Here is a 22,950-nt window from a genome sequence, read left to right on the forward strand (position 1 = left end):
TATCACCGGCGCCGGTTCGCACGATGGCGATATCGCATGCCCCTTCGGCAAGGCCCGCGGTGGCGGTATTGGTGCGGATAAGCCGAATCTCGACGCCGGGATGACGCCGCGCCCAACGACGCTAGAACTCGGGCGCGTGGCGACCCTGCGCAGACCAAGCGTGACCGACGCGCACCCGCTTGTGCCCACCAGCACGAGATTGTCGGCTTCGGTCAGGATGCGCCGAGCGCGTGCATTTTGCAGATCCGCCCCCGATGGCGCAACGTGTCCGTCATGGCGAGTTCGACTGTGGTCGCTGACCTTGGTGACCGGCCCGCCGATGTGCGGGCGAGGAATCGGCTCGGCGGCCTCGCGTTGATGTTGACCAGTGGATTGTCCAACCAACTCGGCGCAGCCGCGGGCGCCCATGCGTTCGGGGTGGTCGGCCCGATCGGTGTGGTCGCGGTGCGCCAGTGGATCGCCGGTCTGGTGCTGCTGCTGTGTGCGCGGCCACGGTTGCACACCCTCAGCGCCAAGCAGTGGCGACCGGTCATCGGTCTCGCTGCGGCGTGGGCGGTCATGAATACCACCCTGTATGTGGCCGTGGACCGGATTGGTCTCGGGCTGGCGGTGACGCTCGAGTTCCTCGGGCCCCTGGCCGTGGCGTTAGCCTCGTCGCGGCGATTGGTCACGGTTGGCTGCGCCGCCGTCATCGGCGCCGCGGTGCTCGCGTTGGCCCGGCCGCAGCCGTCCACGGACTACGTCGGTATCGCCTCGGGGTTGGCGGCGGCGGGCTGCTGGGCGTCCTACATATTGCTCAATCGCACGATAGGGCAACGCATTCCAGGCTCACTTGGCTTGGCGGCAGCGGTTCTGATGTCGTCGTTGGCCTATGTACCGGTAGGCGTGGTAGTGCTGCTGCACCATAAGCCGACCGTTGCGGCGGCGGGCTACGCGGTGGCGGCGGGCCTGCTCGCCTCGGTGGTGCCGATAGTGACGGACTTATTGGCGCTGCGGCGCGTGGACGTGCACACCTTCGGCCTATTCATGAGCTTTCAGCCGGTGTTGGCCGCTCTGGTCGGCTTGGTCCTGCTCGGCCAGGCTCTCGATGGCATCCATTGGGCCGCGATCATCGCCATCGTGGCGGCCAATTGCGCGGCCGCGTTCGCGTCTGGCCGGACCCAGTCCGGTACTCCGCCAGTCCGAAAGGAGCGTCATGACAACCACCCGTTCGGTTGACTTCATCTCTGCTCAAGCGGTTTCGGCGGCGCTGACCCCCGCCCGGGCCGTGCAGGCCATCGAGGATGCACTGCGGGCGGGACTCGATCCGGCTGGAGACTTCCAGCGCACCGTCCTCGACGTAGCCCACGGCCAGTTGCTGGTGATGCCGTCGCAGTCGTCGTCCAGCGTCGGCGTCAAGGTCGCCACCGTCGCACCCGCCAATCCCGGGCGCGACCTGCCCCTCGTCCAAGCGATATACATCCTGTTCGACGGAAACACGCTAAGCCCGCGGGTGTTCATCGACGGCGCCGCCCTCACTACGCTGCGCACCCCCGCCGTATCGATCGCCGCTGTCAAGCCTGCGCTGCTACGCGCCAGCACCCCGTTGCACGTGACGGTGTTTGGCGCCGGCCCACAGGGCGTCGCCCATGTTGACACCATCGCCGACGTGGTGGGGCAGACTCGCCAGATCGCATCGACGACCTACGTCGTGCGCCACCCCGACATCGCGCGCCTGCCACCGCAGGCTCACGTCGTTCACGCGCAGTCGCCCGAGGCGATCAGTGCCGTGGAGCGCGCCGACGTAATCGTCTGTGCCACCGGGTCTGCGGTGCCGGTGTTCGATTCCCGTGTGGCGAAACGCGACGTCATCGTTATGGCGGTCGGATCACACCGCCCCGACCGGCGCGAGGTGGACAGCGCACTCTGCGCCCGCGCCCAGGTCATAGTCGAGGACCCACAGACCGCGCTACGCGAAGGCGGGGACGTGGTCCTGGCCATCGCCGAATCAGGTTTGACCGCAGGGCAGCTCATCCCGATGAAAGACGTCGTCACCGGCACTTCACCCTTGCACGCCGACCGCGCAGTTTTCTTCAAGAGCACCGGCATGGGCTGGGAAGATGCTGTTGTCGCCGAGGCGATCGTCAGCGGGACACTAGATGCCACCTAGCATCGACTACGCCGGCGGGCCCGCGGTGCGGCCCCGGATCAGCTCGGTACCGAGCACCTCGACGACGGGTAGTCCGGACCGCGGCGGCTTCAGCAGCAGCTCGCCCGCCCGGCGCCCCTTCTGCAGGCTCGGCTGCGCGACCGTCGTCAGCCCTCTGCTTAGTGCCTCTGGCACGCCGTCAAACCCCGTGACGCTCATCTGACCCGGTACGTAAATCCCATGTGCCCGCAGGTAATCCATGGCTGAGAGGGCCAGTATGTCGGCGGTGCACATCAGCGCGGTGATCCGCGGATTGGCCTCGCACGCCACCTTGGCGGCCGCCCCGCCGGACGTCGGGAGGTGCTCGTAGCTTTCCACCACGGTCAGCGAATCCGGGTCGACGCCGGCGGCCGTCATCGCTTCCCATACACCGGCGATGCGTTCGCGCTGCACATCGAAGGTCGGCGACCCCAGCCTGTCGGCGTCCACCAGGTCTTGCCGGCGGTCCCGCCCCAGCCGCATGGTCAGTAGCCCGAGCTCGCGATGCCCCAACCCGAGCACGTAGTCGGCAAGCTCGCGCATCGCCGCCCGGTCGTCGATGCCGACCCGCGACACGCCGGAAAGGTCTTTGGGCTGGTCGACCACCACCACCGGCAGCCGGCGCTGCAGCACCACCTGCAGGTAGGGATCGTCGTCGCATACCGAGTACACCACGAAGCCGTCCACCCCGGCGGCGAGCACCGCGGCGGTGCCGTCCGCGAGGCTCCGACTGGGGCCGACGGCAACCAGCAACAGTCCCTGTCCCAGCCCTTCGCACGATTGCGCCACTCCCGCAACGAAATCCCGCGCCGCCGGGTCACTGAAGAAGTAGGTCAGCGGTTCGGCCATCACCAAACCAACCGCGCCGGCTTTGCGGGTCCGCAGCGATCGCGCCACCGGGTCTGGTCCGGCGTAGCCCATTCGCTTGGCCGTGGCAAGCACCCGCTCACGAAGGTCGGTAGAAAGCTGATCCGGTCTGTTGAAGGCATTCGAGATGGTGGTACGCGACACCTTGAGCTCGGCTGCCAACGACGCCAGAGTCGCCCGCCTACGCGGTGTGGGACTCACGTTCGGTGAGGGTACAGCGGCCCGACGTGTGGGGGTAGGAGGCGGCGCTGCACAAATTTGTAATGGAAACGATTTTCATTAGGATTAGCGGGCGGCTGGGCGGCCGCACGAAAGGAAATGGACGTGCGACGGACGCTAAACCGGGTGGCGAGCCGGCTGCCGGCCATCCTCGTCTGCCTGGTCGGTTCGACCGCGCTGACGGGCTGTGGAACCGATGGCGCGGCGCACCCGGGCGCGGTTGACGTGGTGGCCTCCACCGACGTGTGGGGCAGCGTGGCACGCGCCGTCACCGGCAGCCACCTGAGTGTGAAGTCCATCCTCACCGGGGCGGATGCCGACCCACATTCGTATCAGGCCAGTCCCGCGGACGCCGCCGCGATCGTCGACGCAGAGCTGGTGATCTATAACGGCGGCGGCTACGACTCCTGGGTGGACCGGGTGTTGGCCGCCCATCCCGCCATCCAGTCCGTCGCCGCCTACTCGCTGCTGGACGCCACGAACGACGAAAAAATGCGCAACGAACACGTCTTCTACGACCTGAATGTCGCGAAGTCGGTCGCGGCAACCATCGCGGACCGGTTGGCGGTCCTCGACCCGGCCAATGCCGGGGACTACCGAGACAACGCCGCGGAGTTCGGCCGCGGCGCCGACGCGATCGCAAGTTCCGAGCACGCGATCGCGGTCAGCTACCCCGCCGCCGCTGTCCTCGCGACCGAACCCGTCGTGCACTATCTGCTGGCGGCGTCCGGCCTGAACAATCGCACCCCGGCTACCTTCATCGCGGCGAACGAAAACGACAACGACCCCTCCCCGGCCGACATGGCGGCCGTCCTCGACCTGATCGCCCGCCGTGAGGTCGCGGCGTTGCTGGTCAATCCGCAGACGCCCACCGCCGCCACCAACGGCCTGCAGGCGGCCGCCCGCCGCGCTGGGGTGCCGATCGCCGAGGTGACCGAGACCTTGCCCAGCGGAACCGACTACCTGACCTGGCAGCGCGACACCGTCAACCAACTGACGGCCGCGTTGCGGTCGGGCCGCTAGTCCCGGCCAGTGTCTCAGCCAGCGGTTGCACTAACCGGCGCCCGGCTGGCGTTCGGCGATCGTGTGCTCTGGGACCACCTCGACCTGTCGGTGACGCCCGGTGAGTTCATCGTGGTGCTGGGTCCCAACGGCACCGGAAAGACGTCGCTGCTCAAGGTGCTGCTCGGACAGCTGCCGCTCAGTGCCGGCGCCGCGCTGCTGAACGGCAAGCCGATCACCGCCGGCAGCGCGCGCATCGGCTATGTGCCGCAACACCATCCGATCGACCCGGAAGTGCTGCTGCGGGGGCGTGACCTGGTTGCCCTCGGCGTCGACGGACGCCGCTGGGGCCCTATGCCGCTTTCGTCCGCGGGCCGGGCTCACCGCCGCGAGGCGGTGCGGCGGGCGCTGCAACAGGTCAATGGTGAACGGCTGGCCGATGTCCGGGTCGGGCTGATGTCCGGCGGTGAGTTGCAGCGGGTACGCATCGCCCAGGCGCTGGCCAGCGACCCTACGCTGATGCTCTGCGATGAGCCGCTGCTGGCGTTGGATCCGGCCAACGCCAAGCTGGTGTCGGAGCTGATCGACCGGCGCCGCAAGGAAGCTGGAACCGCCGTCATCGTCGTCACCCACGAGGTCAACCCGATGCTGCCGTACGTGGACCGGGTGCTTTATCTGGTCGATGGGAGATTCCTGATCGGCACCGTCGAGCAGGTCATGACCACCGAGACATTGTCGGCGCTGTACCGGGCCGACATGCAGGTAGTGAAAGTCGGCAACGGACGCGACGTCCGCTACGTGGTGATCGGCGAGCCGGAAGGACAGGCCCGATGAACGACCGGCTCACCGACATGTTGGACCATCTGTTCTCCTTCGAGATCACCGCCCACCTGCTCCAGCACGACTTCGTGCAACAGGCTCTGGTCGCAGCGGCGCTACTCGGACTGGTAGCCGGGCTGATCGGGCCGTTCATCGTGATGCGCCAGATGTCGTTCGCCGTGCACGGCTCCAGCGAATTGTCGCTGACCGGAGCCGCATTCGCTCTGCTGGCCGGGTTCGAGGTGGGGGTGGGCGCGCTGGTCGGCAGCGCTATCGCCGCGGCACTGTTCGGAATCCTGGGGCAGCGAGCGCGGGAGCGCGACTCGGTAATCGGCGTGGTGCTGGCATTCGGGCTCGGCCTAGCGGTCTTGTTCATCCATCTCTACCCGGGACGGACCGGCGCCAGTTTCGCGCTGCTGACCGGTCAGATCGTCGGGGTGGGCTACTCCGGGCTGGCCATGCTGACCCTGGTTTGCCTGCTCGTCATCGCCGTACTGGTGATCTGTTACCGACCGCTGCTGTTTGCCAGCGCCGACCCGGAGGTCGCGGCCGCCCGCGGTGTGCCGGTGCGCGCCATGACCGTCGTGTTCGCCGCACTGGTCGGTGTGGTGGCCGCCCAGGCGGTCCAGATCGTCGGGGCGCTCCTGGTCATGTCGTTGTTGATCACCCCGGCGGCTGCGGCCGCGCGGCTGGTCGCCACGCCGGCCGCGGCGATCGCGACCTCGGTGGTCTTCGCCGAGGTGTCCGCTGTCGGGGGCATCGTGCTGTCATTGGCGCCCGGAGTCCCGGTCTCGGTGTTGGTGGCCACCATCTCGTTCGTGATCTACCTGATTTGCTGGTTGCTCGGGCGGCGTCGGTAGTGCTGCGCTTAAGCTTGTCGCACACGGTGCCGGTTGGGGAGGAACAGTGCGCAAGCAGATCGCCGCTCTCGCGGCGTTGGCTGGTGCGTGCCTGCTCGCAGCCGGATGCACCAACGTTGTCGACGGGAATGCGGTGGCCGCCGACGAGGCCGGGCCGCTGAGTCAGGACCCGATACCCGTTGCAGCGCTCGACGGGCTGCTGCTCGACCTAAGCCAGATCAACAGCGCGCTGGGTGCGACGTCGATGAAGGTGTGGTTCAACGCCAAGGGGATGTGGGACTGGAGTAAGAGCGTGCCCGACAAGAATTGCTTGGCCATCGACGGTCCGGCACAAGAGACGGTCTACGCCGGTACCGGGTGGACCGCCATGCGCGGCGAGCGCCTCGACGACAGCATCGACGACTCCAAGAAGCGCAAGCACTACGCCATTCAGGCCGTCGTCGCCTTCCCGACCGCGCGCGATGCCGGGGAGTTCTACAACTCCTCGGTGCAGAGCTGGAGCAGGTGTTCGAATCGCCGGTTTATCGATGTCAACCCGGGCCAGGCGGACACCGTGTGGACGGTGGCCGAAGTTGTCAACGACGACGGCACACTCAGCAGCTCACAGGTCCAGGAAGGCGGCGACGGATGGACCTGCCAGCGCGCCCTGACCGCGCGAAACAACATCGCCATCGACGTTGTCACGTGCGCCTATAGCCAATCGGGTTCGGTGGCGATCGGCATCGCAACCCAAATCGCGGCCAAGGTGGCTAAGCAGTAGGCAGGAACCAGGCAATGCACCGGGCAACTCGATGGCCGACCACGCTGCTCGCCACGGCCTGGGTTGTTGGCGGATGCGCCTCCACCGTTGCGGGAAACCCACAAGCCGGTGCCGACCGCGGCCCACTCAGCTGGGGACCTGATCTCACCGAGGCACAACTGGCCGGCGTGCTGCTCGACGAACCGCAGATCAACCAGATCATGGGCAGCGACGCGATGACGGTCATCAACCGCTACGACCGGACGCCCGACGATGCGGGCGGCACCTATTCCGACCCCACGTGCGCGGGCGCGGTGTTCAACACGGTCGAGACCGCCTACCAGGGCAGCCGCTACGTCGCGACCAGAGGTTCGGAGTGGAGCGAGCCCGGCGCCCACTTCACCCACTACGTCGACCAAGGCGTCGTGTCGTTCCACAGCGGGCAGGACGCCCGCAAGTTCCTTTCCGCCTCGCAGGACGTGTGGCGGCGCTGCGTCGCAAAACACGTCACCTACACCCCGAAGGACGGCAAACCCAGTACCTGGACGATTCGTGCGCCGGCCACCAGGGGTGGCGTCACCGCGACGGTGGTCGACAAGGAAGCAGGCGGCGGCTACACCTGCTCGCACGGGATCACCGCCAAATCCAACGTGGTGATCGATGTTTCGGCGTGCAGCTACCGCGTCGCCGATCAGGGCGTCGCCACGGTGAGCTCGGTCGTCAACGCCATCGCCGGAAAGTTCCCGACATGACCCCCAAACGGGCTGTCCTAGCGGCGATCTGGGTAACCACCGTGGCCCTGACCGCCGCCGGCTGCACCACCGCGGTCGAGGGAATGGCGCTACCCGCCGAGCCCCGCGGCCCCACCACCGCGACGACACCTACCAGCGCAGCACCCAGCGTCGTTTCGGCGACGGTGCTCGAAGGGCTGCTGCTGACCCCCGAGCAGATCGTCGCCCTGGTGGGTGGCACGGTCATGGCGCCGGTCGGCACGATCGCCGGCACGTCGGACTCAGCCGAAGTCATCGACGATCGCACCTGCGTGGGTCTCGGGTCGCTGGGGGACGTGGCGATCTACTCCAACAGCGGGTGGGTCGCGATGCGCGGCAACCAGTTGACCAGCCCCGACGCCGTCCAAGCCGATGTCACGCAGCTCGTCACATCGTTTACCACGACCGCAGACGCCGCGGCCTTGCTGCAGCGCGCACGTCGGGATTGGCAAGGCTGCGCGAATCGGCGATACGGCTTTGACTCCTCGAACGGCAACCACAGCTACTTCGACACGGGACCCGTGAACGGCAGCGGCTCGCGCATCGAGGTGTTGCTGCGCCAAGAGGAAGATCCCCGATGGGCGTGTTCGCACGCGATGGCCGTCCAGAAGAGCATCGTCGCAGAGGGGCGGGTCTGCCTGCTCAACAGGGACACCACCGCGGCGGTCAACAACCTGCTTGACCAAGTGGTCGCCAGGATCCCGCAGTGAGCCAGCTCCTAAGCTAGCCAGGTGGCCTGCATCGACCTCAATTCCGACTTGGGCGAGGGATTCGGTGTCTGGCGGCTCGGTGATGACGGCGCCATGCTCGACATCGTCACCAGTGCCAACGTGGCTTGCGGCTTCCACGCCGGCGACCCGGCCGGTCTGCTGCGAGTATGCCGTTCGGCCAGCGAGCGTGGCGTGCGGATCGGAGCGCAAGTCAGCTACCGCGACCTGGCCGGGTTCGGCAGACGCTTCATCGACGTCGACGCCGAGGATCTGCTCGCCGATGTCGTGTACCAGATCGGTGCGTTGCAGGCGATCGCACAGGCGTCCGGCTCGGCGGTCTCGTACGTCAAACCCCATGGCGCCCTGTACAACACGATAGTGACCAACCGTGAGCAGGCCGCCGCTGTCGCTCAGGCGGTACGCATGGTGGACGCCGCGCTGCCGGTGCTGGGCATGACGGGTTCGGTGTTTTTCGACGAAGCCACCCGCGTTGGCCTGCGCACCGTGGCAGAAGCGTTCGCCGATCGGGCCTATCGGCCAGACGGACAGCTGGTTTCCCGCCGCGAACCGGGCGCGGTGCTCGACGATCCTGCGGCGATCGCGCAGCGGGTGGTGAAGATGGTGAACACCGGCACGGTCATCGCCGTCGATGGCTCCGTCCTTGCCATCACGGTGGAATCGGTTTGCGTACATGGTGATTCGCCGGGCGCGGTGCAGATCGCAACGGCGGTGCGTGACCAACTGAATGTCACGGGCACCGAGATCCAGGCGTTCTGCTGATGCGCCAGATGCGTCTAAAACTGGGCCGTCCCGATATCGCGCGGTATTCCAACAGGTTTAGCGTGCCAGCCGCGCAACCCGATACGCCGTTGTCGGTGACGTGGATGGGCGTGGCGACGCTGCTGGTCGACGACGGGGCGGCCGGGGTGCTGACCGACGGCTACTTCTCCCGGCCCAGCCTGGCCCGGGTGGCGGCCGGAAAGGTGTCGCCGTCACCGGCACGCGTCGACGGTTGCCTGGCCCGGGCCAGGGTGTCCCGGCTGGCGGCCGTTATCCCGGTGCACACGCACATCGACCACGCGATGGACTCCGCGCTGGTCGCCGACCGCACCGGGGCGCAGCTGGTCGGGGGCGAGTCGGCGGCTAATGTCGGGCGCGGATACGGGCTGCCGGAGAACCGCATTGTCGTCGCCGTTGCCGGCGAGCCAATTCAAGTGGGCGCCTTCGACGTGACGTTGGTGGAATCGCAGCACTGCCCACCCGACCGGTTTCCCGGGGTGATCGACGCACCGCTGACACCGCCGGTGAAGGCGTCGGCCTACCGCTGCGGTGAGGCGTGGTCGACGTTGGTGCACCACCGGCCGTCGGGCCGGCGGCTGTTGATCCAGGGCAGCGCCGGTTTCGTCAAGGGCGCCCTGGCGCCTCACCGCGCCGATGCCGTCTACCTCAGCGTCGGCCAGCTGGGCTTGCAACCACGGTCGTACCTGGTCGACTACTGGGCCGAGGTCGTGCGCGCCGTAGGCGCGCGACGCGTGGTCCTCATCCATTGGGACGACTTCTTCCGACCCCTGTCAAAGCCGTTGCGGGCCTTACCGTATGCGGCCGACGACCTAGACGTGTCCCTTCGCGTCCTCGACGAGCTGGCCGTCCAGGACGGTATCGCGCTGCAGATGCCGACGGTGTGGCGGCGCGAGGATCCTTGGCTGTGAAGCGCTTCTAAACCTTGATTCTGACTCTGGCGCTCATACTGCTTGCCGTCGTCCTCGGCTTCGCGGTGGCCCGCCCCCGGGGCTGGCCGGAGGCAGCGGCAGCGGTTCCGGCGGCGGCCATTCTGATCGCGATCGGCGCGATCTCGCCCCAGCAGGCGTTGGCTCAGGTCTCCGGGCTGTCGCGAGTGGTCGCGTTTCTGGGTGCGGTTCTGGTGCTGGCCAAGCTGTGCGACGACGAGGGCCTGTTCGAGGCCGCCGGCGCGGCGATGGCGCGAGCCAGCGGCGGTTCGCACCGGCTACTGCGACAGGTGTTCGTCGTCTCGGCCACCATCACGGCCGCACTCAGCCTGGATGCCACCATAGTGCTGCTGACCCCGGTGGTGCTGGCCATTGTCCGTCGACTGCGCACCCCGATGCGCCCCTACGCCTACGCCACCGCCCACCTGGCCAACACCGCCTCGCTGCTGCTGCCGGTGTCGAATCTGACCAACCTGCTCGCCTATCACGCCGCCGGCCTCTCGTTCACAAAGTTCACCGTGCTGATGACGTTGCCGTGGCTGTCCGCGGTGGCCGCGGTGTACGTGGTCTTCCGGTGGTTTTTCGCCGGGGATCTGCGCGTGGAACCGGATCGTGCGCAACACGATCCGCCGCCGCGGGTGCCGGTGTTCGTTCTGGTGGTCGTGGCACTGACGCTCGCGGGGTTCGCGTTCGCCGAGTCGATGGGACTGGCCCCGGCTTGGATGGCACTGGTCGGCGCGTCCGTATTGGCGGTGCGAAGTCTGCGGGGCGGACACACCTCGGTGCTTGCGATCGTGCGCGCGGCCAATGTGTCTTTCCTGGTCTTCGTGCTGGCACTGGGCGTGGTGGTGCAAGCGGTCATGCTGAACGGAATGGCCACCCGGATGTCGGCTGTGGTGCCGGCCGGTTCGGGTCTGGCGGCGCTGCTCGGTATCGCCGCGGCGGCCGCCGTGCTGGCCAACGTGGTGAACAACCTGCCCGCGACGCTGGTGCTGGTGCCGCTCGTCGCGGCCAGCGGACCGGCGGCCGTGCTGGCCGTGCTCATCGGGGTCAACGTCGGGCCAAACCTGACCTACGTCGGTTCACTGTCCAACCTGCTGTGGCGGCGGGTGTTACGCCAGCACAACGTGGACGCCAGCGTCGGCGAGTACACCCGACTCGGGCTGTGCACCGTGCCCGCGGCCCTGGTGGTGGCGGTGCTCGCGCTGTGGGCGAGTGTGCGGCTAATGGGCACCTAGCGCGCGCGGACGACTAGCCGCGGCGTAGGGCGGCGGCAGCGGCATCCCGAGCTCGGCCAGCACGCCACGCAGCGACGTTGGATAGTCGGTGATGATGCCGTCGACACCCGCGTCGATCTGCTGACGCATCGCGTCGGGGTCGTTCACGGTCCACGGAATGACCTTGCGCCCCAACGCGTGGGCACGATCGACAAAGGCACTGCCATCGACCAACCCATACCTCGGCGACAGAATGGTCGCGCCCACCATCATCGCCCCGATCACCGGATCGCCGACGACTGCGGCGTTGATACCGCCGAGCCAGGGCGAATCCGGTACCCAGGTCTTCTCATCCCACAACGCCGCCAACGGAATCGACGGTTCGTCCCGGTGCACCATTGGTAGCGTTCGCCAGTCGAAACTCTGAATTTCCACGCGGTCGAGCTTGCCCGCGGATCGGACCGCAGCCAGTATTACATCGACAAACTCCTGCGGCTCCGCGGAAGTACCCGGGCGATCGGCTTCCACCTTGGTTTCGATGTTGTAGCGGACATCAGCCCGATACGAGTCGGTGAGTGCGAAGACCTCCGGCAACGTCGCTATCTTGTTGCTCCGCACCACTTCAGCGCGGGGGAACTCACTGAGCTGCTTGCCGCAGTCGAGTGTGCGGATCTGCACCAGGGTCAGGTCGTGCACGAGCTTTCCGACGTAGGGATACTGTGGGTCGCCGACGAACGCCGGTCCGGTGTCGGTGCACTTTTCCGATTGGATCGTCGGGTCGTGCCACACCATAGGCTGGCCATCTTTGGTGATGACGATGTCGAATTCGAGTGTGCTGACCCCAAGCTCAAGCGCCTTGGCAAATGCCCGCAGGGATTCCTCGGTCGCCTCGCCGCGACCGCCACGATGAGCCTGTAGATCGAAGCCGGAAGGTTGGGCGGATGCGTTGGGCAACGGTGCCAGCAGCACAACGGCCAGCAGCAAAAGTACGGCAACCAGCCGGGCGATCATCGCGTCAACTCCGCCGTTGCCGGGCGATTTCGGCGAGGACCACCCCGGCGGCCACCGACGCGTTCAGTGATTCGGTCTGACCGGCCATCGGGATGGACACCACCTGGTCGCAGTTCTGCCGCACCAACCGGGACAGCCCCTTGCCTTCCGAGCCGACGACCACCACCAACGAGTCGGTGCCATCCAGATCGTCGAGCACGGTGTCACCACCAGCATCCAAGCCGACCACCCGCACCCCGCGATCGGCCCAATCCTTCAGTGCCCTGGTGAGATTGGTGGCCCGTGCCACCGGAATCCGGGCAGCCGCCCCGGCGCTGGTACGCCACGCCACCGCCGTCACCGAGGCGGAACGGCGTTGCGGGATCAGCACACCATGGCCACCGAACGCCGCCACCGACCGCACGATCGCACCCAGGTTGCGCGGGTCGGAGATGTTGTCCAAGGCGACCAGCAGCGCCGGCGGTTGGTCGAGGGCCGCCGCCAGCAGGTCGTCGGGGTGTGCGTAGTGGTACGGCGGCACCTGCAGGGCGATGCCCTGGTGCAGGTGGTTTGCGGTCATCCGATCCAGGTCCCCACGCGGCACCTCGAGGATCGAAATCCCCGAATCGGCTGCCCGCGCAACACATTCAGTCAGTCGCTCGTCGGCCTCGGCGCCAAGCGCAACGTATAGCGCGGTGGCCGGAACACCGGCGCGCAGGCATTCGAGCACCGGATTACGACCCAGCACCGTCTCGGTCTCGTCGGTTCGACCCCGGGCCGGGCGGCGGGGCTGTGCACGTGCCCGCTTGGCTGCGGGATGGTTGGGCCGCAGGTGCGCCGGCGGTGTCGGCCCACGCCCTTCCAGGCCGCGGCGACGCTGGCCACCCGAGCCGACGGTGGGACCTTTCTTGGTGCCGGATTTGCGTACCGCTCCCCGGCGCCGCGAGTTACCGGGCATCTACTTGCCGTCACCACCCAGCGACCACTGCGGCCCGTCGGCGGTGTCGGTGACCTCGATGCCGGCTCTTTTCAGGCGACCCCGGATCTCGTCGGCGAGCGCCCAGTTGCGCTGCTCGCGGGCCTTTTCCCGATTCTCCAGTTCGGCCTGTACCAGCACATCGACGGCGGCCAGGGCGGCCGACGTTTCGTCTCGCGATTCCCAACGCTCGTCGAGGGGGTCGCAACCCAGGATGCCCATCATCGCCCGAATTTCGCCGGCGCTGCGCAGGGCAACGTCGTGGTCGCCCGCGTCGAGTGCCCGGTTGCCTTCCGCGCGCGTGTGGTGGATCTCGGCGAGTGCGATCGGGACCGACAGGTCGTCGTCCAGCGCTTCGGCGAACCGCGGGGTCGGATCGCCGGGCAGGACGGCACCCACCCGGGTGCGGACGCGGTGCAGGAAGTCCTCTAGTCCCAGATAGGCCTTCACCGCGTCCTGCAACGCGGTTTCGGTGAATTCCAGCATGGACCGGTAGTGCGCGCTGCCCAGGTAATAGCGCAGCTCGGCCGGCCGGACCCGCGCCAACATCGCCGGTATGGACAACACGTTGCCCAACGACTTGCTCATCTTCTCCCCGCCCATCGTCACCCAGCCGTTGTGCAGCCAGTAGCGGGCGAACCCATCCCCTGCCGCTCGGCTCTGTGCGATCTCGTTCTCATGGTGCGGGAAGATCAAATCCATTCCACCGCAATGGATATCGAATTCCGGCCCGAGATAGGTGCGGGCCATCGCCGAGCATTCCAGGTGCCAGCCCGGACGGCCCCGACCCCACGGCGTCGGCCACGACGGCTCGCCAGGCTTCTCACCCTTCCAGAGGGTGAAGTCGCGCTGGTCACGCTTGCCGGCGGCCACACCCTCGCCCTGATGGACATCGTCGATTCGGTGCCCGGACAGCTGGCCGTACTCCGGATAGCTGAGCACGTCGAAATACACATCGCCGCCGCCGGTATAGGCATGCCCCGTGTTCATCAGACGCTCGATCAGCTCGACCATCTGACTGATGTGCCCGGTGGCTCGGGGCTCTGCCGAGGGCGGTAGGACGTCGAGAGCGTCGTAGGCGGCGGTGAAGGCGCGCTCGTGGGTGGCCGCCCATTCCCACCACGGCCGGCCCGCCGCGGCGGCCTTGCTGAGAATCTTGTCTTCGATATCGGTCACGTTGCGAACAAATGCGACGTCGTAGCCGCTTGCGAGCAGCCATCGGCGCAAGATGTCGAAGGCGACCCCGCTGCGGACATGTCCGATATGCGGTAGGCCCTGCACCGTGGCGCCGCACAGGTAGATCGAGACGTGCCCAGGCCGCAGCGGAACAAAATCCCGCACGACACCGGCCGCCGTGTCGTGTAGCCGCAAGCGGGCGCGATCGGTCACGACGTGCCAGCTTACCTGCCCAATTGCCGCAACCCGCGGGGCGCGCGTCCCGTCCGGACCGCCACGAGCTATCGCAGCGAAACCACCAACGCCGTCGCGATGGCGGCCAAGCCCTCGCCGCGCCCGGTGAGGCCCAGCCCGTCGGTGGTGGTAGCCGACACCGACACCGGAGCGTTCAGGAGGCGCGAGAGCACCGCCTGCGCCTCGAGACGGCGCCAACCGATCTTTGGCCGGTTGCCGATCACCTGCACCGCAGCGTTGCCGACCCGATAGCCGTGCTGCGTGATCAGGCCGACGACGTGCCGCAACATATCGGCACCGCTGACGCCTTGCCAGCGCGGATCGTCGACTCCAAACACGTCGCCAATGTCGCCTAGGCCCGCCGCCGACAACACCGCGTCGCACAACGCGTGCACGGCCACGTCTCCGTCGGAGTGTCCGGCGCAACCGTCGGCGCTCGGGAATAACAGCCCTACCAGCCAACATGGGCGGCCGGGCTCGATTGGATGCACATCGGTCCCCAAACCGACGCGCGGCAGCTGGTTCACCGGCGCACTATAGCTTCGGCCAACAGCAGATCCAGTTTGGTGGTGATCTTGAACGCCAGGGGATCGCCGTCGACCACCTGAACCTGGCCGCCGATGTGCTCGACCAGCGAGGCGTCATCGGTGAAGTCGACGGCACCGGCGTGTTGGTATGCCCGCAGCAGCAGTTCGGTGGCGAACCCCTGCGGGGTCTGCACGGCCCGCAGGCCGGCTCGTTCCGGCGTGCCCAAGACCACCCCGTTGGCATCCACGGCCTTGATGGTGTCGGAAAGCGGCAGCGCGGGAACGACCGCGATATGGCCGTCCCGTAACGCGTCGACCACGCGGGCGACCATCGCCGGCGGTGTCAATGCCCGCGCAGCGTCGTGCACCAGCACAAACTCGGGTTCCGCGGCACCCGCCAGGGCTGTCAGCGCGAGGTTCACGGTTTCGGTGCGGTTCGACCCACCGGCCACGATCATTGCCTTTTGACCGAGGATCAGCTTCGCCTCATCCGTGCGGTCGGTGGGCACGGCCACGACGACGGTGTCAACAACCCCGGAATCCAGCAGGCCATCGACGGCCCGTTCGACGAGGGTGCACCCTTCGAAGTGGTAAAACGCCTTAGGCACACCGGCGGCTAATCGCTCCCCCGCCCCTGCAGCCGGGACGATTGCAGCTACCTCGCCCGCTTCCCTGACCACCAGAGCCTCAGGGTAGTCAAGACGCGGCGGCTAGGACCTCATCCAGAATGGTCTCCGCTTTGGCGTCATCGGTGCTTTCGGCCAACGCCAACTCACCGACCAAAATCTGGCGAGCCTTGGCCAGCATCCGCTTCTCACCGGCGGACAAGCCGCGCTCCTGGTCGCGACGCCACAAATCACGCACCACCTCGGCGACCTTGTTCACATCGCCGGACGCGAGTTTCTCCAGATTCGCCTTGTAGCGGCGTGACCAGTTCGTCGGTTCCTCGGTGTGCGGGGCACGCAACACCTGGAAAACCTTGTCCAGGCCTTCCTGCCCGACGACATCGCGAACACCGACATACTCGGCGTTTTCGGCGGGCACTCGAACTGTCAGGTCGCCCTGCGCAACTTTCAAGACGAGATACTCTTTTTGTTCCCCTTTGATGGTCCGGGTTTCGATCGCCTCGACTAACGCAGCACCGTGGTGTGGATAGACAACGGTGTCTCCGACCTTGAAAATCATCAGATTCGAGCCCCTTTCGTTACTCCATGCTAACACGGCGCCCTAGCAGCCGCCGAACAACGGTGCAGGTCAGGGGCATCGCGCGGGAAGATTGGGGGTTGACAGACACGCCTAGAAGTGCATCGCCGAATTTCTCTTTACGCATTTACCCATCGGCGGCGAGACCGATAAAGCCGGCGGAACAGCGCGCCCGCGAGACGTCGCCGGTCCGGTCGACACCGTGGTCCCCGCCGCTACCGCCGGCGGCACGGTACTACTACTGTGCATAGTCGAACCGCCGCGGCGGTCAGGTGCCGTCGCTAGTGTGCCGGCACAGCCGCGCCGAGGCCGAGCAGGAGGCATCCGAGTGAACCGCTGCAACATCCGCCTGCGTCTTGCCGGGATGACCGCCCGGGTGGCCAGCATCGCCCTGCTGGCCACCGCGCTGAGCGGTTGCGGCGCCGGCCAGATCTCCCAGACCGCGAATCAGGAGCCGGCCGTCGACGGCAACAGGCTCACCATCAACAACGTGATGCTGCGCGATATCCGCATCCAGGCCGTACAGACCAGTGATTTCATCCAGCCCGGCAAGGCGGTCGATCTGGTGCTGGTGGCCGTCAACCAATCACCGGATGTTGCGGACCGGCTGGTGGGCGTCACCAGTGATATCGGCACGGTGACGGTGACCGGCGACGCTCGGGTGCCCCCGTCCGGGATGCTGTTCATCGGTATCCCGGACGGTCAGATCGTGGCGCCGGGGCCCCTGCCGTCCAATGAAGCGGCCAAAGCGACCGTTACCTTGACCAAGCCGATCAGCAACGGCCTCACCTACAACTTCACCTTCAAATTCGAGAAGGCCGGACAGGGCAGCGTGCTGGTGCCAATTTCGGCTGGATCTGCCCCGCCGCAAGAATAGGCGCCCGCGCGGGCACGCACCCGTAGCCCGATTGCCCGCCGCTCGCCCGCTCGGGTTGTCACACCCGCCCGCTACGGTCACCGCGTGGCCAACGCTCGTTCACAGTACCGCTGCTCGGAATGTCGCCATCTCAGCGCGAAGTGGGTGGGCCGCTGCCTGGAGTGCGGCAACTGGGGCACCGTCGACGAGGTGGCAGTGCTCGGTGCGGTCGGTGGCGCGGGGCGTCGTTCGGTGGCCCCGGCGTCGCGCGCGGTTCCGATCAGTTCCGTCGACGCCCACCGCACCCAACCCTGCCCGACAGGCATCGACGAACTGGACCGAGTGCTTGGCGGCGGCATCGTTCCCGGTTCGGTGACACTGCTGGCCGGCGATCCCGGAGTGGGTAAGTCGACGCTGCTGCTCGAGGTCGCGCACCGCGCCGCCCAGTCCGGGCGGCGCGCGTTGTATGTCTCGGGAGAGGAGTCCGCCGGCCAGATTCGGCTGCGCGCCGACCGGATCGGCTGCGGCGGCACGGAGCAGGTCGAGGAGGTCTACCTGGCCGCCGAATCCGACGTGCATACGGTGCTCGACCACATCGAGACGGTGCGACCGGCATTGGTCATCGTCGACTCGGTGCAAACCATGTCCACCCGCGAGGCCGACGGCGTCGCCGGTGGGGTCACGCAGGTGCGCGCGGTCACGGCCGGGCTGACCGCCGCCGCGAAGGCCAACGGGTTCGCGCTGATTCTCGTCGGCCACGTCACCAAGGACGGTGCCATAGCCGGACCCCGCTCGCTGGAACACCTTGTCGACGTGGTGCTGCATTTCGAAGGCGACCGCAGCGGCGCCTTGCGGATGGTCCGCGGGGTCAAGAACCGATTCGGCGCCGCCGACGAAGTTGGGTGTTTCCTCCTGCACGACAACGGAATCGACGGTGTTGCCGACCCGTCGAACCTTTTTCTGGATCAGCGGCCGACACCGGTCGCCGGCACCGCGATCACCGTGACGCTGGACGGAAAGCGGCCGCTCATCGGGGAAGTCCAGGCCTTGCTGGCGACGCCGACCGGCGGCTCGCCCCGGCGGGCCGTCAGCGGGATCGACCATGCCCGCGCGGCGATGATCACCGCCGTGCTGGAAAAGCATGCCCGGCTGACCATCGCGGTCAACGACATCTACCTGTCCACCGTGGGCGGCATGCGGTTGACCGATCCGTCGGCGGATCTCGCCGTTGCCCTCGCGCTCGCCTCGGCCTACGCAAATCTGCCGTTGCCCGTCACCGCGGTGATGATCGGCGAGGTTGGGCTGGCCGGCGACATCCGGCAGGTCAACGGGATGGCCCGGCGCCTGTCCGAGGCCGCCCGCCAAGGGTTCACCATTGCCCTGGTCCCGCCGGGTTGCGATGCGGTGCCGCCCGGTATGCACGCGCTGTGCGCACCCAACATCATCGCGGCGCTGGAACACATGATCGACATTGCCGACCACCGCACCGCCACCCCCGCAACGGTTCGTCGGCTGGACACGTCCCACTAGGCGGCCGGCACGTAGCAGAATGCACCCTGTGACTCGTCTGACCCTCCGTGAGGCTGTCGCTCGGCTGGCACCGGGCACCGGGCTGCGGGACGGCCTGGAGCGCATCCTGCGCGGCCGCACCGGCGCCCTGATCGTGCTCGGCCACGACGAGAACGTCGAGGCCATCTGCGATGGCGGCTTCTCCCTCGATGTCGGCTGCGCACCGACCCGGTTGCGCGAGCTGTGCAAGATGGACGGCGCCGTCGTGCTGTCCACCGACGGCAGCCGCATCGTGCGGGCCAACGTGCAGCTAGTACCGGATCCGTCGATACCCACCGACGAATCGGGCACCCGGCATCGTTCTGCCGAGCGGGCCGCGATCCAGACCGGTTACCCGGTGATCTCCGTCAGCCACTCGATGAACATCGTGACCGTCTACGTGGGCGGGGAGCGTCACGTGCTGACCGACTCCGCAACCATCCTGTCGCGGGCCAATCAGGCGATCGCCACCCTGGAACGGTACAAGACCAGGCTCGACGAGGTCAGCCGGCAACTGTCCAGGGCGGAGATCGAGGACTTCGTCACGCTGCGCGACGTGATGACGGTGGTGCAACGACTCGAGTTGGTCCGGCGAATCGGGCTGGTGATCGACTACGACGTCGTCGAACTCGGCACCGATGGGCGTCAGCTGCGCCTGCAGCTCGACGAGCTGCTGGGTGGCAACGACACCGCCCGGGAATTGATCGTGCGCGACTATCACGCCAACCCCGAAGCGCTGTCCAGGGTGCAGATCGCCGCCACTCTCGACGAGCTGGACGCGCTGTCGGACACTGAACTCCTCGATTTCACCGCGCTGGCAAAAGTTTTCGGATACCCGACCACGACGGAGGCACAGGATTCGGCGCTGAGCCCGCGTGGCTACCGCGCGATGGCCGGTATCCCGCGGCTCCAGTTCGCCCACGCCGACCTACTGGTCCACGCGTTCGGTACGTTGCAGGGTCTGCTTGCGGCCAGCGCCAGCGACCTGCAATCAGTGGACGGGATCGGCGCGATGTGGGCAAGTCATGTGCGCGAAGGTCTGTCGCAGCTGGCCGAGTCGACCATCGCCGACCACTGACCCCGGCACCGGCTAGCCGCCCGGGCCGGGCGCAGCCGCGGGCGGTGCCTCGGGCGGCGGCGCGAGCGCCGGACCCGGGGCAGGTACCGGCCCGGGCGGCGGTGGCGGCTGATTGAGGATGAACGGAACCGACAGCGACCGCAGATTGCCCAGCTGTACGACGAGGTTGTAGGTGCCCGGCCCGATCGCCGGCCGCGGCAATGGACAGCGTGGTGCCGATCCCATCCCGGTCCAGGTCACCGCGGTCGTCACCTGCTCACCCGGGGCAAACGTCTTGACCAGCGTCTCATTTGACGGTGCACAGTCCAGGTTGGACCACAACCGCTTGTTGTCCAGCGAGTAGACGTAGGCGGCAAGCACCGCCGCCCCGACGTCGCGTTTGCAGGACACCAACCCGATGTTGGTGACCACCATGGTGAACTTCGGCTGGTCGCCGATGTAGTACTGCGGCGCGTTGGTCAAACCCTTGACAGCCAGCGTCGAGTCTGGACAGTCATCCCCTTCCTTGAGCACCGGAGGCGGTTGGACCGCCGCGGTGGGTGTGGGGGTCTCGGGGTTTTGGCCTTGCGGCGGCGTCCCCGCGGGGTTGCCTTCGGTCTGCCCGGCCGGCTGGGGTGCTTGGGGCGCCGGCGAAGCATGGCCTTGAGCGGAGGCCGGCTTCTCGGCGCTGGCCGGTTTGGCACCGGCGCTGTTGTCGACGAAGGCGACGACGATGGCCACCGCGATCCCGATTACGACCACCGCGACGCCCAGGGCCAGGCCCCTGCGCCGCCAGTAGATCTCGGTGGGTAGCGGGCCATGCGGTTCCAGATCCAGCACATTTACACCGTAGGCGCAGGTCATGCAGACGTGCTTGACCCGCCTCGGCGTGTCGCAAGCTTTGCCGGGCGACTCCCGTGTTAGTGGCGCCCGAGATCAGACTTGATCGGCGATATCGCCGATATCGCCGACGCGGTCGCGCAACACCGCCTGCCCGTCGGCGATTTGATAGGTCACGCCCACGATCGCCAGGCTGCCCGCAGCCACCCGGTGGTTGATGGCCGACGAACGCGCCATCAGCTGCGCCACCGTCTCGTGGATGTGCCGCTGCTCGAACTCGTCGACCCGGGTCAGGCCGTCGCGGCGGCCCAGCAGAATGGATGGCGCCACCCGTTCCACCACATCCCGCACATAGCCACCGGGCAGATTGCCGTCGTTGAGCGCGGACAGGGCGGCATTGACGGCGCCGCAGCTGTCATGGCCAAGGACGACGATGAGCGGAACGTTGAGGACCGTCACCGCATATTCGATGGAGCCCAACACCGCCGAGTCGATGACGTGCCCGGCGGTGCGCACCACGAACATGTCGCCGAGGCCCTGGTCAAAGATGATCTCGGCGGCCACCCGACTGTCGGCGCAGCCAAAGATCACCGCCGTCGGCTTCTGCCCGGCGGCCAGGCTGGCACGATGGTCGACGCTCTGACTGGGATGCTCGGGGCGGCCGGCGACGAATCGCTCGTTACCCTCTTTGAGTGCTTTCCATGCGGCTATCGGATTGGTATTGGGCATGCCAGACATTGTGCCGGACCCGCGGGTGAAGCGACCCGGACACATAGCAGTCACTAATCTTCTGGCCTGGTATGAGCGATCGCGCCGCGACTTGCCCTGGCGAGATGCCGGTGTTACCGCATGGCAGATCCTGGTCAGCGAGTTCATGCTGCAGCAGACGCCGGTAGCCCGGGTGCTGTCGATCTGGCCGGATTGGGTGCGACGATGGCCCACCGCGTCGGCCACCGCCGCCGCCAGCACCGCCGAGGTGTTGCGCGCCTGGGGCAAGCTGGGCTATCCACGTCGCGCTCTGCGCCTGCACGAATGCGCCACCGTTATTGCGCGGGATCACGGCGATGTGGTTCCCAGCGATGTCGAGACCCTGCTGAGGCTGCCGGGTGTCGGGAGTTACACCGCGCGAGCGGTGGCGTGTTTCGCGTACCGCCAACGGGTGCCGGTGGTGGACACGAACGTGCGTCGCGTGGTTGCTCGTGCCGTGCACGGCCGCGCCGACGCGGGTTCACCGTCGGTGTCGCGGGACCACGCCGACGTCGCGGCGCTTTTGCCCGAGGACGGCACGGCCCCGCGGTTTTCGGTGGCGCTGATGGAGCTGGGCGCGACGGTGTGCACCGCACGGGCGCCGCGGTGCGGATTGTGCCCGCTGGCCGAATGCGCCTGGCGGAGCGCCGATTATCCCCCCGCGGTCGGCCCCGCGCGGCGGGTGCAGCGCTACGCCGGAACCGACCGTCAGGTCCGCGGATGCTTGCTGGATGTATTGCGCGCCACTGATTCTCCGGTTACCAGGGCTCAGCTGGACGTCGCCTGGCTGTCCGACACGCGCCAGCGCGACCGGGCACTGGATTCGTTGCTGGTCGACGGCCTGGTGACCCAGACGGTCGACGGCCGATTCGCGTTGGGCGGCGAGCGGTAGCTTGGTCCGGATCAGGAGCCGATCGCAACGGAACTCCGATACCCCGCCAAGAAGGATTCCACCGCCTGCCGGTATGCCTGCGGCGCCTCGTCGTGCACCAGGTGACCGGCGTCAGGTACGTGCAAATAGGTCGTTGGACAATCCCTTTCGGCCATTTGTCGCATCTGGCCCGGCGGCGTCACCGAGTTGCCCGCCTCGATGAGCAGCACCGGCGCTCGCACCACTCGCCATTGCGCCCAGTAGTCGCGGGTGCCCCATTCGGCGGCGATCTCGATCCATCGTGCGGTATGCCCGTGCAGCCGCCAACCGGTGGCGGTGCGGTCGAAAGAGTCCAGAAAATACTGCCCGGCGACCGGCCCGAACTCGGCAAATACTTCCTCGGCAGAACCGAATTCGACCGGAAGCGCATGCAGCCAAGGTTCCCAGGGACCGGTGGTGCGGCCCCGGAAGTCCGGCGCCATGTCCTCGATCACCAGTGCCGATACCAGGTCGGGACGCGCCGCGGCCAGACACCACGAGTGCAGGGCGCCCATCGAGTGTCCGACCAGCCGGACCGGTCCCCCCAGCGCGGTCACCGCTTCGCTCAGATCGGCCACGAAGCGTTCGGTGCTGATCGGGTGCGGATCCTCGACATGACGGCCCCGGTGCCAGGGTGCGTCGTAGGTGTACACGGTGCCCAACCGAGTCAGCCACGGTAGTTGACGGCCCCAGGTGGAGCCCCGGCCCATCAGCCCGTGCACCAGGACCAGCGGCTCGCCCTGCCCGCCGCGAGGAGTCAACAGATCGGTCGGCATGCCGGGCACGGTA

General features: G+C 67.4%; 24 protein-coding genes and 1 pseudogene. 15 read left to right on the forward strand and 10 right to left on the reverse strand.

Annotated elements, in window-relative coordinates:
• The first annotated feature begins 273 nt into the window (after positions 1-273).
• Complete coding sequence (locus AADZ55_RS21405; RefSeq protein WP_085325332.1) at positions 274-1,218, forward strand: EamA family transporter; 945 nt, start codon at positions 274-276, stop codon at positions 1,216-1,218.
• A complete protein-coding gene (locus AADZ55_RS21410; protein WP_085325288.1) occupies positions 1,196-2,149 on the forward strand; it encodes an ornithine cyclodeaminase family protein in 954 nt (317 codons plus the stop codon). The genes AADZ55_RS21405 and AADZ55_RS21410 overlap by 23 nt, the downstream gene beginning before the upstream one ends.
• 6 nt (positions 2,150-2,155) lie before the next feature.
• Here the strand turns inward: AADZ55_RS21410 and AADZ55_RS21415 are convergent, their stop codons facing one another.
• Positions 2,156-3,235, reverse strand: coding sequence for a substrate-binding domain-containing protein (locus AADZ55_RS21415; RefSeq protein ID WP_085325287.1), 1,080 nt, complete (start codon positions 3,233-3,235; stop codon positions 2,156-2,158).
• Positions 3,236-3,352: 117 nt separating this feature from the next.
• Here AADZ55_RS21415 and AADZ55_RS21420 point away from each other — a divergent pair, with 117 nt between their 5' ends.
• Genes AADZ55_RS21420 through AADZ55_RS21460 form a run of 9 tightly spaced genes read left to right on the forward strand, consistent with a single transcriptional unit; the run spans position 3,353 to position 11,118 of the window.
• A complete protein-coding gene (locus AADZ55_RS21420; protein WP_085325286.1) occupies positions 3,353-4,276 on the forward strand; it encodes a metal ABC transporter solute-binding protein, Zn/Mn family in 924 nt (307 codons plus the stop codon).
• 9 nt (positions 4,277-4,285) lie between these two features.
• Positions 4,286-5,089, forward strand: a complete 804-nt coding sequence (locus tag AADZ55_RS21425; RefSeq protein WP_085325285.1) for a metal ABC transporter ATP-binding protein — start codon at positions 4,286-4,288, stop codon at positions 5,087-5,089.
• Positions 5,086-5,934, forward strand: a complete 849-nt coding sequence (locus tag AADZ55_RS21430; protein ID WP_085325284.1) for a metal ABC transporter permease — start codon at positions 5,086-5,088, stop codon at positions 5,932-5,934. The genes AADZ55_RS21425 and AADZ55_RS21430 overlap by 4 nt, the downstream gene beginning before the upstream one ends.
• Before the next feature lie 46 nt (positions 5,935-5,980).
• Positions 5,981-6,694, forward strand: a complete 714-nt coding sequence (locus AADZ55_RS21435; RefSeq protein WP_085325283.1) for a sensor domain-containing protein — start codon at positions 5,981-5,983, stop codon at positions 6,692-6,694.
• Between the two features lie 14 nt (positions 6,695-6,708).
• Entirely contained in the window at positions 6,709-7,425 is a 717-nt protein-coding gene (locus tag AADZ55_RS21440; protein ID WP_085325282.1) for a sensor domain-containing protein, read from the forward strand.
• Positions 7,422-8,153 carry a sensor domain-containing protein gene (locus AADZ55_RS21445; protein WP_085325281.1) on the forward strand — a complete coding sequence of 244 codons (732 nt, stop codon included), beginning with the start codon at positions 7,422-7,424 and terminating at the stop codon, positions 8,151-8,153. Before AADZ55_RS21440 ends, AADZ55_RS21445 begins: the two co-directional genes overlap by 4 nt.
• Positions 8,154-8,174: 21 nt before the next feature.
• A complete protein-coding gene (locus AADZ55_RS21450; protein WP_085325280.1) occupies positions 8,175-8,933 on the forward strand; it encodes a LamB/YcsF family protein in 759 nt (252 codons plus the stop codon).
• Positions 8,934-8,941: 8 nt separating this feature from the next.
• Positions 8,942-9,862, forward strand: a complete 921-nt coding sequence (locus AADZ55_RS21455) for an MBL fold metallo-hydrolase (RefSeq protein WP_165759385.1) — start codon at positions 8,942-8,944, stop codon at positions 9,860-9,862.
• 14 nt (positions 9,863-9,876) lie between these two features.
• On the forward strand, positions 9,877-11,118 hold the full coding sequence (locus AADZ55_RS21460) for an SLC13 family permease (RefSeq protein ID WP_085325279.1): 1,242 nt from the start codon (positions 9,877-9,879) through the stop codon (positions 11,116-11,118).
• Here AADZ55_RS21460 and AADZ55_RS21465 read toward each other — a convergent pair.
• The 6 genes from AADZ55_RS21465 to carD form a co-directional block, all read right to left on the reverse strand.
• The gene (locus AADZ55_RS21465; RefSeq protein WP_085325278.1) at positions 11,104-12,108 is read right to left on the reverse strand and encodes a glycerophosphodiester phosphodiesterase; all 1,005 of its coding nucleotides are present in this window, start codon (positions 12,106-12,108) and stop codon (positions 11,104-11,106) included. The two genes, AADZ55_RS21460 and AADZ55_RS21465, sit on opposite strands and share 15 nt — an antisense overlap.
• Before the next feature lie 4 nt (positions 12,109-12,112).
• On the reverse strand, positions 12,113-13,045 hold the full coding sequence (gene rlmB / locus AADZ55_RS21470; RefSeq protein WP_085325277.1) for a 23S rRNA (guanosine(2251)-2'-O)-methyltransferase RlmB: 933 nt from the start codon (positions 13,043-13,045) through the stop codon (positions 12,113-12,115).
• Positions 13,046-14,452 carry a cysteine--tRNA ligase gene (gene cysS / locus AADZ55_RS21475; RefSeq protein ID WP_085325276.1) on the reverse strand — a complete coding sequence of 469 codons (1,407 nt, stop codon included), beginning with the start codon at positions 14,450-14,452 and terminating at the stop codon, positions 13,046-13,048.
• 68 nt (positions 14,453-14,520) lie between these two features.
• A complete protein-coding gene (gene ispF, locus AADZ55_RS21480; protein WP_085325275.1) occupies positions 14,521-15,000 on the reverse strand; it encodes a 2-C-methyl-D-erythritol 2,4-cyclodiphosphate synthase in 480 nt (159 codons plus the stop codon).
• On the reverse strand, positions 14,997-15,680 hold the full coding sequence (ispD, locus tag AADZ55_RS21485) for a 2-C-methyl-D-erythritol 4-phosphate cytidylyltransferase (protein WP_085325274.1): 684 nt from the start codon (positions 15,678-15,680) through the stop codon (positions 14,997-14,999). The genes ispF and ispD overlap by 4 nt, the downstream gene beginning before the upstream one ends.
• A 16-nt stretch (positions 15,681-15,696) precedes the next feature.
• Positions 15,697-16,185 (reverse strand): RNA polymerase-binding transcription factor CarD, encoded by a 489-nt coding sequence (gene carD / locus AADZ55_RS21490; protein WP_003419482.1) that lies wholly within the window; start codon positions 16,183-16,185, stop codon positions 15,697-15,699.
• Positions 16,186-16,531: 346 nt separating this feature from the next.
• Between carD and AADZ55_RS21495 the strand changes: the two genes are divergently transcribed.
• The 3 genes and pseudogenes from AADZ55_RS21495 to disA all read left to right on the forward strand — a co-directional run bounded on the left by AADZ55_RS21495 (position 16,532) and on the right by disA (position 19,685).
• Positions 16,532-17,080, forward strand: a complete 549-nt coding sequence (locus AADZ55_RS21495; RefSeq protein ID WP_085325273.1) for a hypothetical protein — start codon at positions 16,532-16,534, stop codon at positions 17,078-17,080.
• Positions 17,081-17,164: 84 nt separating this feature from the next.
• Positions 17,165-18,621, forward strand: a pseudogene (radA, locus tag AADZ55_RS21500) (DNA repair protein RadA).
• Positions 18,609-19,685 carry a DNA integrity scanning diadenylate cyclase DisA gene (disA, locus tag AADZ55_RS21505; RefSeq protein ID WP_085325271.1) on the forward strand — a complete coding sequence of 359 codons (1,077 nt, stop codon included), beginning with the start codon at positions 18,609-18,611 and terminating at the stop codon, positions 19,683-19,685. The pseudogene radA and the gene disA overlap by 13 nt, the downstream one beginning before the upstream one ends.
• Positions 19,686-19,697: 12 nt before the next feature.
• On the opposite strand, the gene AADZ55_RS21510 is transcribed toward disA, so the two are convergent.
• Both AADZ55_RS21510 and AADZ55_RS21515 read right to left on the reverse strand, forming a co-directional pair.
• On the reverse strand, positions 19,698-20,504 hold the full coding sequence (locus AADZ55_RS21510; RefSeq protein WP_085325330.1) for a hypothetical protein: 807 nt from the start codon (positions 20,502-20,504) through the stop codon (positions 19,698-19,700).
• A 96-nt stretch (positions 20,505-20,600) separates the two neighbouring features.
• A complete protein-coding gene (locus AADZ55_RS21515; protein ID WP_085325270.1) occupies positions 20,601-21,233 on the reverse strand; it encodes a carbonic anhydrase in 633 nt (210 codons plus the stop codon).
• Here AADZ55_RS21515 and AADZ55_RS21520 point away from each other — a divergent pair.
• Entirely contained in the window at positions 21,232-22,143 is a 912-nt protein-coding gene (locus AADZ55_RS21520) for an A/G-specific adenine glycosylase (RefSeq protein WP_085325269.1), read from the forward strand. The two genes, AADZ55_RS21515 and AADZ55_RS21520, sit on opposite strands and share 2 nt — an antisense overlap.
• A gap of 11 nt (positions 22,144-22,154) precedes the next feature.
• Here AADZ55_RS21520 and AADZ55_RS21525 read toward each other — a convergent pair whose 3' ends face one another.
• Positions 22,155-22,946: an alpha/beta fold hydrolase gene (locus AADZ55_RS21525; protein WP_085325268.1), complete on the reverse strand. Its 792-nt coding sequence runs from the start codon at positions 22,944-22,946 to the stop codon at positions 22,155-22,157.
• Between the last annotated feature and the right edge of the window lie 4 nt (positions 22,947-22,950).

It is taken from the genome of Mycobacterium decipiens, assembly GCF_963853665.1.
GTDB lineage: Bacteria > Actinomycetota > Actinomycetes > Mycobacteriales > Mycobacteriaceae > Mycobacterium > Mycobacterium decipiens.